This window comes from Arcticibacterium sp., from assembly GCF_055134445.1.
The window spans coordinates 1-16,411 of record NZ_JBSRVI010000162.1; the positions used below are offsets into that span (position 1 = coordinate 1).

A 16,411-nucleotide genomic window follows, 5' to 3' on the forward strand; every position below is an offset into this window, starting at 1 on the left:
GAAATAATTATTATTATCAAAAAATATTTGAAAAGGCAGGAATGCTAAAATTTGCTTATTCTGCGTATAAGTGAGCCCTAATGAAGCCTGAGAGGGCTTTGACCAAGAACTATCTCTAGCCCAAGACCAGCTGGCCGTACCTGCCACACCACCTCCCCAGCCAGTTTCTGGGAATCTAAAAACTACAGGCAACGCTAAAATAGATTTATCTCTAAGTATTGGTTTCTTTTCTTGAGCCCAAACAGAAGTACTAATTAGAATTAATAAAACACAGCTTATTCTTTTCATTGCACCAAATACGTAATTCAAATTAAAGTAGATGCAAAAAAAAATGAACGCCTCCACGACGTCCATTTTACTGTTTTCGACAAACTTAACAAATTACTTTAAGTTTCATGACCAACTAGTAATTCATAAATCCTCTAACGTAATAGAAACAGGATTTCGATTTCACAAAATATAAACATCCAAATTCTATGCCAAACTTTGGCTAATTTTACACAATGACTGAAAAAAGGTGGCACCTCATGCCCGACGGAAAAGAAGAAGAGATCATAGCAAATCTCATCAAAGACTTAGGAATTGAAAGACCCCTTGCCACAATGCTTTGGCAAAGGGGTATTAAAAACTTTGAAGAGGCCAAATACTTTTTTAGGCCCTCTTTAGACAATCTACACGACCCTTTCTTAATGAAAGACATGGACCTGGCAGTGGGCAGACTTCAGAAGGCCATCGACCAGAAAGAAAAGATAGTTATCTATGGAGATTACGATGTGGATGGCACCACTGCCGTAGCTTTGGTATACGGCTTTCTAAGCGAATTTTATGACAATTTGGAATACTACAACCCAGACCGATACAAAGAAGGATATGGTATTTCTTTCACAGCCATAGATTGGGCAGAGTCCATAGGTGCCTCCTTAATAATAGCCTTAGATTGTGGTATTAAATCTAATGACAAAGTAGATTACGCAGCAGAAAAAAACATCGACTTTGTAATCTGTGACCATCATGAGCCCGGAAACGAATTGCCGAAGGCCATAGCCGTATTAGATCCGAAAAGAACTGACTGCCCCTACCCCTTCAAAGAGTTGACAGGAAACGGTGTTGGGTTTAAATTACTTACCGCCTATTGCATCAACAATAAGATTGACCTTGAAAGACTTTATGCTTACTTAGACTTTGCTATGGTCAGCATAGCTTCCGATATAGTACCCATAGTAGGAGAAAATAGGATTTTGGCATTTTACGGTCTTAAGAAAATAAATGATGCCCCAAGAACAGGGCTCAAAGCCCTTAAAGAAGTGGCGGGTGTTAATGGAGAAATGAACATTGAAAATGTGGTGTTTACCATAGGCCCAAGAATTAATGCCGCTGGAAGAATAAAACACGCTAAAGCCGCGGTACAACTATTATTATCTTCTAACTATGAAGAAGCCGTGGAATTTGCTTACACCATTCAAGACCATAATCTAGAAAGAAGAACGCATGATGCTAAAATCACGGAAGAGGCTTTGGCAAAAATAAGAGAAGATGATTGGCTTCTGAATGAAGCCAAAAGCACGGTGTTATTTCAGGAAGATTGGCATAAGGGGGTAATTGGGATAGTGGCCTCGAGATGCATAGAGCATTATTACAGACCTACCGTTATTTTCACTAAAACCAAAGGCAATATGGCCGCGGGCTCAGCCAGATCTGTGGTTGGTTTTAATTTATATAACGCCATAGAGGCTTGTTCTCACCTTTTAGAACAGTTTGGTGGCCACATGCATGCTGCAGGAATGACCATTCCGATTAGTAACATTGACGAATTTAGACAGGCTTTTAACCAAGAGGTAACCAAAAACATAAGCGATGAACAGCTCGTTCCTCAGATAAACATTGATCTCAAAGTCAAATTAGAAGACCTCAACCAGAAGTTCTATAGGATTATGAAACAAATGGGTCCCTTCGGCCCCAAAAATATGCATCCCGTTTTTCAAACCAATGAGCTTGTTTTAGCCGCTCCACCAAGGATACTGAAAGAGAAACATTTGAAACTGGAACTGGTAGAAAAAGAAACTGGTACCACGATGACTGCCTTGGGTTTTGGAATGCGAGAAGCATTTTATGATAAATTAATGAATACCGATGGCTTTCACATCGTTTATACGCTGGAAGAAAATAACTTCAAAGGAGTGAGTACCCTACAGCTATTCCTGAAAGACATAAAGTTCTAAAGCTATATTCAAAAACCGCTTGCTCGCCGTTATATTTGTGGCAAATGATGAGAGGTATTTAAAAGCCCGAATATAATTTCAATCTAGCAAAAGTGTGCTATTTTGGTTTTTATGAAAAAATACTTAGCCTAAACCATGAAATACCTATATTACTAGAACCTGATACTAATAAATGATACTTCGTACAGAAAATCTTATTAAAAAATACGGTCAAAGACTGGTAAACAATCAAGTAAGCTACCAAGTAGAACAAGGGGAAATTGTGGGTCTTCTGGGTCCAAATGGAGCCGGAAAAACCACTTCCTTTTATATGGCTGTGGGTCTAGTGAAACCCAACTCTGGTAAAATTTGGCTTGACGACCTAGACATTACTCATTTACCGATGTATAAAAGAGCCAAACTTGGCTTGGGTTATTTGGCTCAGGAACCCTCTATATTTAGAGACCTTACGGTTTGGGAGAATATTTATGGTGTTTTGGAACTGGCCTTGCCTAGTCTGAACAAAGTAGAGAAAAAGGAAAGAACCGAGCAACTACTAGAAGAGTTCTCCTTAGAACATGTTAAAAAAAGCAAGGGTATAGTGCTCTCTGGTGGAGAAAGAAGAAGAACCGAAATAGCTAGAGCATTAGCCGTAGACCCTAAATTCATTTTATTGGATGAGCCATTTGCAGGAGTTGATCCGATAGCCGTGGAAGAAATCCAGACCATTGTGGCCAAATTGAAACATAGGAACATCGGAATTTTAATAACCGACCATAATGTGAACGAAACGCTATCTATCACAGATCGGGCTTACCTTCTTTTTGAAGGAAAAATATTAAAACATGGCTCTGCGGAAGAACTAGCTGCCGACGAAATGGTAAGAAGAGTGTATCTTGGAAAACATTTTGAGCTAAAGCGGAAGGTTTAATTTAAAACGCCACTCTAAACTTTTCTAACCCAAACGAAACTGACAGCATCACCCTAATCCTATTATGACAGAAAATCAAAATAAATTCGGGACTGCCCCTGTCTTCTTTACTGCTATTTCCACTATTCTTGGAGCCATTCTTTTCTTAAGGTTTGGCTACTCCGTGGGTACTGTAGGCCTAGGAGGCACCCTTATTATTGTCTTAATTGGGCATGCCGTGACTATCCCTACGGCCATGGCTCTTTCGGAAATTGCCACAAACATAAAAGTTGAAGGTGGCGGTGCATATTATATTCTTTCTAGATCTTTCGGTCTTGTAATAGGCTCTACCATAGGTGTGGCATTATATTTATCTCAAGCCATCAGCGTGGCGTTTTATATTTTAGCATTTACCGAAGCTTTTTCACCTTTTTTCGACTGGCTTTTCAAACATTACATTTTCCTTCCGTGGGCAGATTGGCTACTGCATCAAAGTCAAACTTTAGCGATTCCTGCTCTTTTTGCACTTACAGCTATTGTTCTCACTAAAGGTGCGAAACTGGGGATACAAACTTTATATTGGGTTGTTGCTATTTTGACGGTAGCATTGATAGCATTTTTCATGGGAAAACCTATTGAATTAGACCCATTAGCCACCCCTCCTCCACCTATTCCAGAAGTTTCATTGTTTACCGTTTTTGCCATTATTTTTCCTGCATTTACGGGTATTATTTCTGGAGTGGGTTTGTCAGGAGATTTAAAAGACCCTGGAAAATCTATTCCACTTGGCACCATGGCCGCAACGTTTTTCGGCATGATTATCTATGTTTTGATAGCCTTAAAGCTTTATAATTCTGCCCCTCTTCCTCTTTTAGCGGACACTTCTCGTTTGGTAATGTCCGACATTGCCATTCAAGGCTGGTGGTTAATCCCATTGGGATTGGCGGCCGCAACCATTTCTTCTGCTATTGGCTCCATTTTAGTGGCTCCTAGAACACTTCAAGCCATGGCAAAAGACAAGGTATTTCCGGGCCCAGCCATAAATTCTTGGTTGGCTCAAGGAAAAGGGAAAGGAGACGATCCCTATAATGCCTCCATTATTACAGGAACAATTGCCCTCTTTTTTATTCTTCTAGGTAAACTGGATGCCGTAGCTGAAGTTATTTCAATGTTTTTTATGGTAACCTATGGTTCCTTGTGTTTGATCTCCTTTATGCAGCATTTTGCGGGCGACCCATCGTACCGACCAAGGTTTAAGTCAAAATGGTATATCAGTTTATTTGGAGCTGTAGCATGTTTTGGATTAATGTTCTTTATGAATTCGGGCTATGCTTTTATCTCTATCTTCTTTATGCTAGCTCTTTATTTCACATTAAATTATTTTACGACAGATAAGAAAAACATTGCTGTAATTTTTCAAGGAGTGATGTATCAGGTAAGTAGAAAAATTCATGTTTTCTTACAGAAATCGGATAAGGAGGATAATAAGAGCTGGCGACCATCTGCCGTCTTTTTAAGTCCCCATACCTTTCAAAGGCTCGATGCCTTTAACCTTATCAGGTGGATTTCTCATAAATACGGCTTCGGAACATATATCCATCACATTGACGGTTATCTGTCAAAACAAGCCAATCAAGATGCAAGATTGATGAAAAACAGGATAATAAAAATGGCTCAGGCCACCAATAGTGAAGTTTATATAGATACACTTATCAATCAAACCCTAGAGGGATCCATATCTCAGGTGGTGCAATTGCCTAGTATTTCTGGTACTGAAAATAATATGCTATTGTTTGACCATGCCAGAAACAACCCATCGGAAATTCAGACGATTGTTGACAATTTCAAGCTCATTCAAGCGTCAAATTTTGACATTGGTATCTTGTCAACTTCGGAAAGGCAGTTTGGACTCATGAATGAGATCCATGTTTGGATAACCAGCTCCGACTATGAAAACGCTAACCTCATGATTTTGATGGCCTATGTTATTTCTGCACACCCAGACTGGAAAAACGGAATAATAAAAGTTTTCTATGTTTTCCCAAAGGCATCTATTCAGCAAGAAAAGGAAAAAATAAACAATATGATTTCCCTAGGTCAATTACCTATCTCGGCTAAAAATATTGTTTTTATCGACCGCGACGAAGATGTCTCCCTCAATAGTATCATCAATAAAAACTCACCTGATGCTGATATGTTAATTCTAGGTTTCCTGAGTGAAGCTTTGAAACGATTTGGGACAGCTGTTTTTGAAGGATATGGAGACCTTTGTAATATTCTTTTTGTGAATACCGAAGAAGGGAAACAGATTAAGTAACTAAAGCGTTATCCCTAGTGTGGTATAAAAACCTCTTCCGTCGGATGGAATAATGCCTGGACCAGGATAAGCTTCCGCTCTTCTGGTGAAGTACATCTGGTTCAATAAGTTGTTGACAGACGCTTCTAGTTTTAGACACTTCCAGGTGTATGCAGCCGAAAGATCTACCACTTGGTAAGAAGGAATAATTCCTTCTACTGCTGTGGCTGTCCTTATGGCGTTAGTAGCATCTGTAAAATGCTCTCCAACATAAGAAAACTGAACAGACGAACTGAATGACTTATCTCTATAAGTAATGCCAGTTCTCAGCATGACGGGTGGCACCATTTCCACTTTCTTACCTTTAATGCTGGTTTCCTCAGTATGGATATACTTGGCGTCTACAATAGCCCCGTTGACATAAACAGATAGCGATTTTATACTTTTAGGTCTTAAGGCCTTTAAAATATCTAATTCTAAGAATGACTCTAAACCTATATTTCTGGCGTCGGCCACGTTCGTTCTAAGTCTGTAATCCAAATACAATGGCGGCTGATCTGCTTTTAATATCTGACCTATTCGGCCTTTATAAGCTATATAAAATAGACTTAAATCATAGGTGAAATAATTGCTAGCCTTACCTCTTAAACCTAAATCTGCCGTGTATCCTTTTTCATCTTTCAAGTCTGGATCTACTGCAAAATTTGGATTCACAATCCTTAAATCTGTGAAGTTGATGGCTCGGTAATTCTGCGACAGATTAGCGTAGACTTCCAAATCGTCATTTTTGCGATAAGAAGCTCCCAAACCTAAAATCACAAAGGAACGGTTTCTTGATAGATTGTCTTCAATCTTGGTATCAGCAACGATGTTGCCAGCAAAATCAAATACTCGCTGCCTGTAATAACCTTCAGATTGCGTATTGATATACTCGAATCTTACTCCCGGAGTAATGCTGAACTTTGACGAAAGGTTAAAGATATTTTCTACAAAAGCAGAAAAGTTAGTGTTTGGAAAACTAAAGCTTGAGTTTTCAGGATATTCGGGATGATTGAAACTGAAATTAGCATCTGAGCCATCCGACCCGTCTCCTTGAATGGAAGTGGTGACACCTCTGTAATATCTTGTGCCTATGACAAAAGCACCGTATTCTTTGCCCAAATCATAGCGGTTTAATAATCTCGTTTCGTTGCCTATATTGTCAAACTTGCCTTTTATCAGGGTTCTATCTCCTCCAAAGTCGGCCACGTTTATCCGCTCCAAATTCCCCAATGCGGCACGGCCTGCATCCAAAACAAATGTTCTGGAATTTATTCTAGTTTTCTCTGAAAGTTTCCAATCCAAAGTAAGTGCGGTCAAATTCCAATCAACATCAAACCAGTTTCTTTCTCTTAAAGACTGGCGTGGGTCTTGGTCAAAAAGGGCGTCTGTTAATCCACCTGGCTGCTGTGCGGTATAGCTACTATAGGTATGATTAAATTCTAAACTGAAGTTGTCTGTAAAATTATAAGTCAGATCCACATAAATATTATTTTGCTTAAAACCAGCATTTGGCCTCCAGCCATCTCCCTGCTTATGTTGATAAAAGGCATAATAATTCAATTTACCTACGGTCCCACCTATGCTATTAAACGAACCTAGAAAGTTCCAACTGCCTAAAGTTTGGCGACTCGTCAATGCTATCTTTTTATCCTTCGGACCTTTATTAAATACAAAGTTGAGCATTCCGCCAAACTGTGTGCCATATTGCAGAGACGAGGCACCTCTGATAATTTCAATTTTCCTTAAAGCTTCTGTAGGTGGTGTATAATAACTCTCTGGGTAACCTAAAGCATCTGCTGATATATCATAACCATTTTGACGGGTATTGAAATTGGCGGTTCTGTTTGGACTCAAACCTCTTCCTCCTATGCCTAATTGTAAACCTGCTCCATCACTTTCCCAGATATTAAGACCTGTAATTTTAGCATATACCTGACGAGCATTATTGGTAGATAAGTTGGCAGAAATATCTTTCAAAATCACTACTTCACTTTTCTTGCTTTCGTAAATAGACGTTCCTTGAATTGCTTTTAAATGCGTACGACCAAACGAATTGTCAGATTTTGCATTAACGGTTACAGCCTCTAAATCTAGAGAATTGTTCTCCAATTCCACTCTTAAATAAGGAGTACTAGTAGAATGGTTAATATGTAAGCTTAAAGGAGATTTACCAAGGAGCTTGAAGTATAAATCGTAGTCTCCAAAAGGTAAGTTTTCAAAAACAAAAGAACCATCCTTGGCTGTAAAAGCAACTTCTGACCTAGACGTTATATTGACTATCACATCTTGCAATGCAGACAATGAACTCGTCTCTAGAACAATTCCTTTAAGGTCTCCATTTTGACCTATGGTCAAGACGGGAATTAGGAAGAAAAAAGTGATAAAGTACCTCATAAAAATTTCTGAGGCACAAAGATAACTCTTTAGACCCAGTCTAAATAAATTTAAGCCATTAATTTAATATGGATTTAAAGGAATAATCCAATGCTTCTGTTGCCAAGCGTCTTGAATGGTCATTAAATCTACGTTTGGTTCTATCATCAGCTGACTAGGTCTTGCATTTAAGGTCACCCATGCTTCCACCCTAACTTCTGGTTTTTGTACCCCAAGTTTTTCATAATGTTTGCCTAAAAAATGGGCATATTGGAGTATCATATCTGGCTGAAAAGCCATTTGTTTTTCTTGATGTGTATTCAGAAACTCACTATTGTCTACAATGCCCACCCTTCCAGTCTCACCATCTTTCACATAAAATGTGGCTGTTCCTGCCTTTTCCATAAGCATTACTCGCCAACTAAATCGATACCCTTCCTCGGTCCAAAACATATTTCCTGAATAAAGTAAATACCTCATAGGAAAAAATAGTTGAAAAACGAGATAACAAGTAATTAAACCAGCTACAACATCCTCCCTTACGCCTTTATACCATCGAAAACCTAAAGGTTTTGACGGCGTAATTCTTTCAAAAATCCTTCTGAAGAAAACACCTAACCTCGAATTCTTCAACGCCCAAATTCTATTTTGATGCCATTCGTTAGAAAAGAAAATAAGCGTAACCCCTATCATGGCCACCGGGAAAATCCCAATCTGAAACAAAACGCCTACCATTACATGAAAGATTATGACCAAAATATAAGCGTAAAACCGCGTAGGTTTGAACAGCAAAAAAAACACAATGAAGGTATCGTAAAACATGCCCATCCAGCTAAAAACATAAGGTGAAAAGCTATGGCTAAAAATGCTTCCTAAAACAGGCACCGTATCATGTGCTGGAAGCCAGATTTTCATCGGTAAGGCATTATAAAGCCAGTCACAATTTATTTTGGCAATTCCTGCAAAAAAGTACACCACAAAAATCTGAAATTTGATGATATTCACATGCCAAGCCTTCGTGCTTTTGGAGAATAATAGGGGCCAAATCTTAGCATCTATACTCCAATATTTATGAGCCGGAATAAACACTAAAAGCAGACAAACCAGACTTACAAAATAGTAGTGATTGAGATAATAGGTAAGGTCTATGAGGTCTGTATAAGTGAAAGAAACAAAAAGAAGAACAGCCGAAAGTCGGTATAAAAACCCCAGCATAAGACCAAGAGCGGCCAAAAGCATGATTATATGCAGGACATACATCCAAACAGGCTCTAATAAATTGACCCATTCAAATCCGAAATATTTAAACTGAAAATGGGTGTTGATGAAATGGTCCGTAATCCAACCGAGATACATAAACCTGGCGGTAGAAACAACCATCAATAAACCAAACACAACTCTAAAGGTTACCAAGGGGTAAATTGGCACTTCCTTAAAAAGAAATTTAGTCCATCGGCCGAACATGATTTATAAGCTTTCCAAAAATGTTAAAAGGCTTTTACGATCTTGTACTGGCAAATTAACAAATTTTTCTTTGGAACCTTTAGCTTCACCACCATGCCAAAGTATCGCCTCTTCTATATTTCTTGCCCTGCCGTCATGTAATAAAAAGGTATGATTATTTACGGTCTGAATCATTCCCAAGCCCCATAGTGCGGGAGTTCTCCATTCTTTTCCTGTTGCCAGATTATCTGGTCTGTTATCCGCCAGTTCGTCTCCCATGTCGTGCAACAATAAATCTGTATATGGCCTTATAGTCTGCTCTCTTAAAGCGGCAATCCTATGTTCAATGCCTGTTTTGAACTTTGGCGTATGACAAGAAGCACAGGCTATTTGATTAAAAATAAGCTTCCCCTTTAAGACATCAGCATCTTTTACATTTCTTCTGGCAGGCACACTGAGTGTCTGTAAGTAAAATACAACCTCATTAAGGTTTTTATCAGATATTTCTGGCTCTCCGCCGTTAGCCACATCTTTTAATTCCTGCTGAAGCTCCGTGGTATGATCTTTCCTGAAAACCGAGCTGGTGATACCAATATCGCCATTAAAAGCTCCGGCAGTCTGCTGCAACAAACTAGGCTGATTAGACTTCCATCCAAATCTACCCAAAACAGTACTTTGCGTTACTTCTTCAAAAACGTAATTGGCTCGTCCACTAATTCCGTCATTGTCTGCGTCGTTTTCATCCACCTTAGCTAAGATATCTGCTTTGCTTATAGCCTCTAAAAGACCTACTCCGCCAAGCTGATTACCAACTCTAGGAGAAAAAAGAAAACCACTTTCTATAGCTCCATATCCCCACTCCGAAAATTCATAGCTTGGTTTTCTCAGACTGTAAATACGCCCGTCTGGATATTTTCCTGAAATTTCGGTATACTTAACACCTACTTTTGCTTCAGGTTTTTTTCCTAGAATGGCTTTATCTTGCAGCTGCTCGCCATAGGTCGGCTCTGGTAAACCATTGACCCCACTGAGTCTAAAAAGAAGACCACTTAAAGGTTCACCAAAAGTAAGAGGTGGAGCAGACCTACCATCTTTAGGATGGCATCCGCCACATGAACTTGCATTAAAAACAGGACCTAAACCATCCCTGGCAGATGCTGATGCCGGAGCCGTTGTCCAGTTTGACCTAAAAAAAGAATTACCGACAACAAAAGCGTTTTCTTCTTCATAACTCAAATTTGGAGCAGAGTGACCAAAAGCGTTTTCACTCAAGTCAAAAGTGGTTAAGTTACCTCCAGCATATTCTTCATTTTCCTCATATTGTCCTTCGGGGGAAAGAGCATCTTTATTCTCACAATTTAACAAAATTGTAGCGGCCAAAACAAACAGTAGACTATGCGAAAAGTTCTTCATCTTAAAAAAACAACATAAGCAGAGACCTTAAAAGCCTCTGCTTACCCTTGAAAGGTTATATTTATCTCTTAATCCAAATTGGCGTTCACCTGAATTCCTATCGCTAATGCAGCATCCACAATAGCATCGCTCAACTTTCTTAAAGAAATGATAGAGCTTTCTATTTTTCCATTAGGATCACCTGCTCTTAAAGCAGCGTCAAATGGAGACGGAATGCCATCAATGTTAGCACCAGATTCTACCAGTAAGTTTAATACGCTTGTGTTTTTAGCAGCATCTGCAGCTCCTAATAAATCAGAAAGTGACGTTCCGCTAGTAACTGTACCTTTTGAACTGGTATAAGAACCTTTGTAAACATTCTCAATTCCTTTAAAATTCATAGCGATATCTGCCTTTGTATTATCGCTAAAACAAGAGTGCTCATCTTCCTGGTCGCCATTTTCTAAAGCCACTGTCATACGCTCTCCAGCCAACTCACCTTTACTTAAAGCACCTATTCCTCTTAAAATATTGGTAATAGAAGTTTTTCCTCCTGCCACAAAAGATGTCGTGTACGCCGCTCCTGGTGCCCAAGCAGCTCTTATTTCTGTTAAGTTCTCTATCAAAAGCCCTGTAACCACTTTTAAGTAGGTGGCTCTTCTGTCAGCATTTTCTGCTATAGTATAATCGGTGAAAGGTCTACTTCCAGGGCCATTGTCATTAAAGTCTTGTCCCCAAAGCAAAAATTCTATGGCGTGATATCCAGTACTTAAATTAGTCTCACTACCGTTTTCATTAGCATCCATTAAGGTTTGCTTATTCAAAGTTGGAAAGCTCACGCGATCGTTTATAATTCCGCTTTCTGCGTTTCCTACCACGTAATCGATATAACTCTCGTCTAATGGCCATCCGTTCAATAGACCCTCTGGTCCATCTTCACTGTCAATAGGGCCTCCATAAAACCTAAACGCTTCTGTTTGACCGTAAGGATTTCTGGCAGCAAGCCATGCATCCTTTGCTGTCTTTAAAGAAGCTTCCGAAGGAGAAGCTACGAATGCTTCTACAGCTGTTTGAAGTGCTAAAGCCGTTTGTAAAGCGTCATCGTAATTGGCATATACCAAACTGGCATATTGCAATAAAACCTCATTTTCTAAAGCTACACCTGGTGTAGGTTCTTCGTTTTGATCATCACAAGAAAACGCTGCAAATAATATGACACAGGAAAGAATAAGTCTTTTCATTTTTATTTTTATTGGGTGTTAAAATCAATCTCCATCACCACTGCTGAACGTTATTGCGATTCCCAGCAAGGATGACATTTCACTTTTAAAAAATCTTGTTAGCTTTTGAAGCTCAGTATGCAGTGCTATTAGCCTCTCATTCCCGTCTAAATTCTGTTCTAGGAAATCAGACTCAATTACATCCCCAAAGACCACTTCCACTTCATTTATTTGTAGTTCGGTGCTATTAACCAACGTTTCGCCTCCTTCTACGGAAAGTAAATAATCTCTAAAACCCTTTTGACTGTAGCCCATCCAAAAGGTCTTTAGAGCATTAAAATGCTGCTTTGCAAATGCTAAGGAATTTTCTGAATAATAAGCCTCCACGTTTTGAGGAACCGCAGTTGTCTGACCAGGTCTAAGACCCAATGGTAAACCTAATTTGAAATTTTTAAGACCCTCAAAGCTTTTCAAAAATTCGTTATACATCTGAGAAGTAGAGCTTCCGGCTGAAGTACCATTATTAGCAATAAACTCAGCTCTATAATTAGATTTCCATTCGGTCAAAACAACTTCTAATCTAGCACTTGTAGCATCTGCAATAGCCTTTAAATATGGGAAAGAGGCCACATCGGCATTCTCAAAAAGAATATATTCCATCGCCAAAAAACCGCGTGTAGCTCTTTGAGAATCCGTCATCTTAAAATCTCCTGAATTAATCTTAGATTTTAATGAAGAAACATCTACCGGAAAGGTCGCTAGTTCTTCCACCAGAGATTTGGTCAAAACTTTTTCTTCCGCAGGCCCAAAGTTATACTGAGAAACATTGAGGTAGGATTGATAAGCATTCTTCCAAGCTATTTTAGATTCCTCTAAACTCCCCGTTCCATTATTTAGATGCTCAATAGCCACCCCTAAAGTCTTAGCTGAGGAGCTAGCTGCCTCAAAACCTGAAATAATTAAATTATCGGCATAGCTTTCTAAGAACTGAGTTCTATCAAATTTAACCTCGCTGTTAGGCTCCTGTGTTTCACTGCAACCTAAAAGTCCTATAAGCCCCAAAAGAAATAAAATCTTGTACATTAAATATCTGTTTTACGTACTAGTCGTAAGTTTTCCTAGCGACATTCACAGGAAATACATGAGTCGCTATAGCTTAATTATATTTAGAATAATTAAAAACTAGGCACAAAAATACCTCTAGGGACTTATAGTATCAACCCTATTTAGAATTATTTTAAATAATTTTTTAGGAGAAAGTTATAGTTAAATCAAATAACGAAAAAGTACCAAAAAGCAATTACTTTCTGGATGAAGAACATTTAAATAGGCCTTCATTAAAGCTTAGGGCACTTTTTACAATGGCGACCCTTCTTTTTATACGCTTTACAACATTTCTTTAAAACGCAACATTCATTGTCAAAAGGAGATGTAAAAAATGGATTTTTATCTTTCTCCTGTGACTCTTCAAAAATGTATAATTCGTTACTTTCCATTTTCTTTAAATAATGTTGCGACAAAAGTAATGATTTTATTTATATTAAGTCTAAATAAGATTAAAAAAACAAGAACAAAAAAAAGCCACCCATTAGGTAGCTTGATTTTAGAATCTTTGTGGGTCTTAAACTGCCGGCTCCAGCACTCTTTTTAAAAGCTCATCATTTAGTAAATATAATGCTGAAGAGTTATCACCTATCATCTCTAACTTTTTTAATAATGCCTTTACACTAGCTTCCTCTTCTACCTGCTCTGTAATGAACCATTGCAAAAAAGTATGCGTAGCAAAATCTCCTTCATCTAAAGCCTGTCTTACTAGGCCATAAATACTTTTGGTAACCAATTTCTCATGAGCCAATGTTTGCTCAAAACAATCTACAATGGATTCAAACTTATTCTCTGGGGCTTCAATAAGTCCTATCGTAATTTTCCCGTCAACCTCATGCACATAGTTAAATTGCTTTTCGGCGTGCTGCAACTCTTCTTTGGACTGAATTCTGAAGTAATTGGCAAAACCATCCAAATCTCTATCCAAAAAATAAGAACACATGGATAGATACATATTTGCTGAGTAGACCTCTTTGTTATATTGTTCATTGAGCATTTGCTCCATTTTTTCACTTATCATAATATTCTTATTGGTTACGTATTCCTAACAGAAAAGACCTCTTCCCTGTTCGCAAATACACAGATTTATAAATGGTCTAAATTAAATACAAATAAAGGGAATCAATTTATTCGGAGTCAGATTTTAGAATTCTCCAAAACGCTTTTCTCAAGCACAAAAAAACAGCCCTTTTAGTAAAGCTGCTCCTAAATCACATAAAAAGTCTATTAATGTGTTAAACACAATGACCCTAAAACGCCAAAGTCATATCATTTGTTTCACGATTGATAAATAATAAAACTATTTTTCAATTTATTGTGCTAAATTCAAATTTTCATCCTATAATCTTCCATTCTACAGTGAAAACCTCAAAAATAATCCTTGTTGAAGTCAATTTTAGGCATGAGCTCATTTCCATAAAAGGCAGTCCATCTACCTTTGGCTACTATTCTAATCTTACACTAGCATATGAAGCTTTGAAGGAAACACTATTGCTTAATGAATGGGAGTTGGACGGTTTCAATTATACCGCAATATATAGGGCTATAAAACAACGAGGAGTCTATGTGAAGGTTTTCAAAAGCAAAGGAACTGCTTTTTTTAAGGTCTCTATCAATCAGCAAACCCTTAACCCCAAATTGAACACTTTAGATATTGTAAAAAACCCGTTTTAGAAGAGTAGCTGCTGGTTTCCAATATTCCATCTTACGCCGAAATTGAAAAGAGAAGTTTTCACATCTTTCAATTCTTTGTAAAATTCCTTACGATTTTGAAAAGAGGCATCTAAGAACAAATTATGTCCTAACATGTAAGCAGCTTCCATACGCCATAGGTATAAATTCTGTTTGGTACCTTGACCAATGAAATTTCCAAAATCACTTGGTCTATTATCTCTATAACTTTTAAGAATATCGCCACCCCAATTTTCGGTATCTATATCTATTCCCTTCAGGGCTGTCATCCATGTTCCCTTCAAAGATAGCTTTGGGGTCGGTTGATACCTGGCCACAAAAAGAAATTCCTTAAAATTCGCTCCCAAAGGATGAGCCAAAGGGACATTATAATTTACAGTATTGGTAAAAGTACTGAAATGGCTATAAGTATAAGGTCTTGCAAAATTATACTCTGCTTGTAAATCCAGTTGCTTTATCCCTAAGAAATCGATGTACTTCAGACCTAACTGACCGGCATTTTTTTCTCCATACCATCCTTCTTTTTTGCTCTCTGCAGAGTTAAACTCATCTAAAACAAATTGTCCATAAAGAGAGAACGATTTCCCTAAAAGCAGTTTAAAATCCGCACCCACTATGGCATTGTCTCTGCTCCCTATTAATCCTTCTACAAAACGATAAAAAATGATGGGGTTTAAATAATTGAGATCAAAAGCCCTGTCTCCAAACATGACCGTTTCAAAAAGGCCAATGTTCAGTTTTTTAGAAAGGTTCACATTCAAATGATGAAAAGCCATATATTTAGCAGGAATAGGTTCCGTATTGGCAACACCCACATCTTCTTGGGTATTATTCATTCTTGCCAAAATATTATGGTATTCTAACCTCCCCATTTTCACATTGACCATTAGGTTTAAATAAGGAGCACTAAAATCACTCAAAATCATAGATCTTATTCCAGAACCGATAAAGTTAGTAGAATGCCCAAATCTTAGGTTTATACTTTTGGATGGTTTAAAAACAAAATAACCAATCGCCTGCATATAGTCTCTTCCTAGTTTGGAAGAATCTTCTTTGATAATTTTTGTAAAGCCAGAATAAGGAAAGCCTCCTGTTTGCCTTTGATAATCTCTTATATAATAAGGTGTGGAAGCTTGATTCTCGGTAAAAAAAGTGTAAAAGCCTAGTTTCTTATTCACAGTACCATAAACACTAATTCCTCTGGTGTTTACAAATTGTCCTTCTTTATGGCTATCCCTAAAGTTACTTCCTCCTCCAAACTGAAAAACAGGGTCAACATGAATGTCAAAATCTTCATTCTTTATCGCATAGAAATTGGCCCTTCTTTGAAAAAAATGTGTCCAAAAAGGTTTTCCTATACCTAACAAAGAATCTGAAACATAAGCCCAGTTATCAGATTTTAAATAATTCAAATTCCACGAATCCACAGACGACATCATCGAATCAGGAATCTCCAAGCCATCCAAAAAATTTGAAATAGCTATCCGCTCATAAGGTTTCACGTCATCGTGAAAGTCATTACTTAACTTCCCAGACTTAAGCTCTAGCCTTTCAATCTTGTGGTAATAGTCATCATCGAAAGAAACAAATGCACTTTGACCTTTTACAAAATGCGTAAGAATCAGAAGAAAGACCAATGGTCTGATAAAATTCAATTGCTCTTTAATTAGGTATTTAGGCTCAAATTTAAAGAGAATTTTATGAAAGTCTCCTTTTCAGAAATAGTACTTTTGTAATTCTA

11 protein-coding genes and 1 pseudogene are annotated in these 16,411 nt (G+C 37.9%); 4 read left to right on the top strand and 8 right to left on the bottom strand.

Going from position 1 to position 16,411, the window contains the following annotated elements; all coding sequences use genetic code 11:
* Window positions 1-288 (bottom strand): annotated as a pseudogene (locus ACTBZY_RS21240) (hypothetical protein); the annotation flags it as partial.
* Between the two features lie 215 nt (window positions 289-503).
* Between ACTBZY_RS21240 and recJ the strand changes: the two are divergent.
* The 3 genes from recJ (at window position 504) to ACTBZY_RS21255 (ending at window position 5,425) form a co-directional block, all read left to right on the top strand.
* Entirely contained in the window at window positions 504-2,219 is a 1,716-nt protein-coding gene (gene recJ, locus ACTBZY_RS21245) for a single-stranded-DNA-specific exonuclease RecJ (RefSeq protein ID WP_463048399.1), read from the top strand.
* A gap of 172 nt (window positions 2,220-2,391) precedes the next feature.
* On the top strand, window positions 2,392-3,129 hold the full coding sequence (lptB, locus tag ACTBZY_RS21250; RefSeq protein WP_463048400.1) for an LPS export ABC transporter ATP-binding protein: 738 nt from the start codon (window positions 2,392-2,394) through the stop codon (window positions 3,127-3,129).
* 64 nt (window positions 3,130-3,193) lie between these two features.
* Window positions 3,194-5,425 carry an APC family permease gene (locus tag ACTBZY_RS21255; protein ID WP_463048401.1) on the top strand — a complete coding sequence of 744 codons (2,232 nt, stop codon included), beginning with the start codon at window positions 3,194-3,196 and terminating at the stop codon, window positions 5,423-5,425.
* On the opposite strand, the gene ACTBZY_RS21260 is transcribed toward ACTBZY_RS21255, so the two are convergent.
* The 6 genes from ACTBZY_RS21260 to ACTBZY_RS21285 form a co-directional block, all read right to left on the bottom strand.
* Complete coding sequence (locus ACTBZY_RS21260; protein ID WP_463048402.1) at window positions 5,426-7,840, bottom strand: TonB-dependent receptor domain-containing protein; 2,415 nt, start codon at window positions 7,838-7,840, stop codon at window positions 5,426-5,428.
* Between the two features lie 63 nt (window positions 7,841-7,903).
* Window positions 7,904-9,247, bottom strand: a complete 1,344-nt coding sequence (locus tag ACTBZY_RS21265) for an HTTM domain-containing protein (RefSeq protein WP_463048403.1) — start codon at window positions 9,245-9,247, stop codon at window positions 7,904-7,906.
* A gap of 39 nt (window positions 9,248-9,286) precedes the next feature.
* A complete protein-coding gene (locus ACTBZY_RS21270) occupies window positions 9,287-10,675 on the bottom strand; it encodes a di-heme oxidoreductase family protein (protein WP_463048404.1) in 1,389 nt (462 codons plus the stop codon).
* A gap of 68 nt (window positions 10,676-10,743) precedes the next feature.
* Window positions 10,744-11,895, bottom strand: a complete 1,152-nt coding sequence (locus ACTBZY_RS21275) for an imelysin family protein (protein WP_463048405.1) — start codon at window positions 11,893-11,895, stop codon at window positions 10,744-10,746.
* A gap of 24 nt (window positions 11,896-11,919) precedes the next feature.
* On the bottom strand, window positions 11,920-12,957 hold the full coding sequence (locus ACTBZY_RS21280) for an imelysin family protein (RefSeq protein ID WP_463048406.1): 1,038 nt from the start codon (window positions 12,955-12,957) through the stop codon (window positions 11,920-11,922).
* Window positions 12,958-13,495: 538 nt separating this feature from the next.
* Complete coding sequence (locus tag ACTBZY_RS21285) at window positions 13,496-13,999, bottom strand: ferritin (protein WP_463048407.1); 504 nt, start codon at window positions 13,997-13,999, stop codon at window positions 13,496-13,498.
* A gap of 338 nt (window positions 14,000-14,337) precedes the next feature.
* Here ACTBZY_RS21285 and ACTBZY_RS21290 point away from each other — a divergent pair, with 338 nt between their 5' ends.
* Complete coding sequence (locus ACTBZY_RS21290; RefSeq protein WP_463048408.1) at window positions 14,338-14,652, top strand: hypothetical protein; 315 nt, start codon at window positions 14,338-14,340, stop codon at window positions 14,650-14,652.
* On the opposite strand, the gene ACTBZY_RS21295 is transcribed toward ACTBZY_RS21290, so the two are convergent.
* Window positions 14,649-16,325 carry a hypothetical protein gene (locus tag ACTBZY_RS21295; protein ID WP_463048409.1) on the bottom strand — a complete coding sequence of 559 codons (1,677 nt, stop codon included), beginning with the start codon at window positions 16,323-16,325 and terminating at the stop codon, window positions 14,649-14,651. The two genes, ACTBZY_RS21290 and ACTBZY_RS21295, sit on opposite strands and share 4 nt — an antisense overlap.
* Between the last annotated feature and the right edge of the window lie 86 nt (window positions 16,326-16,411).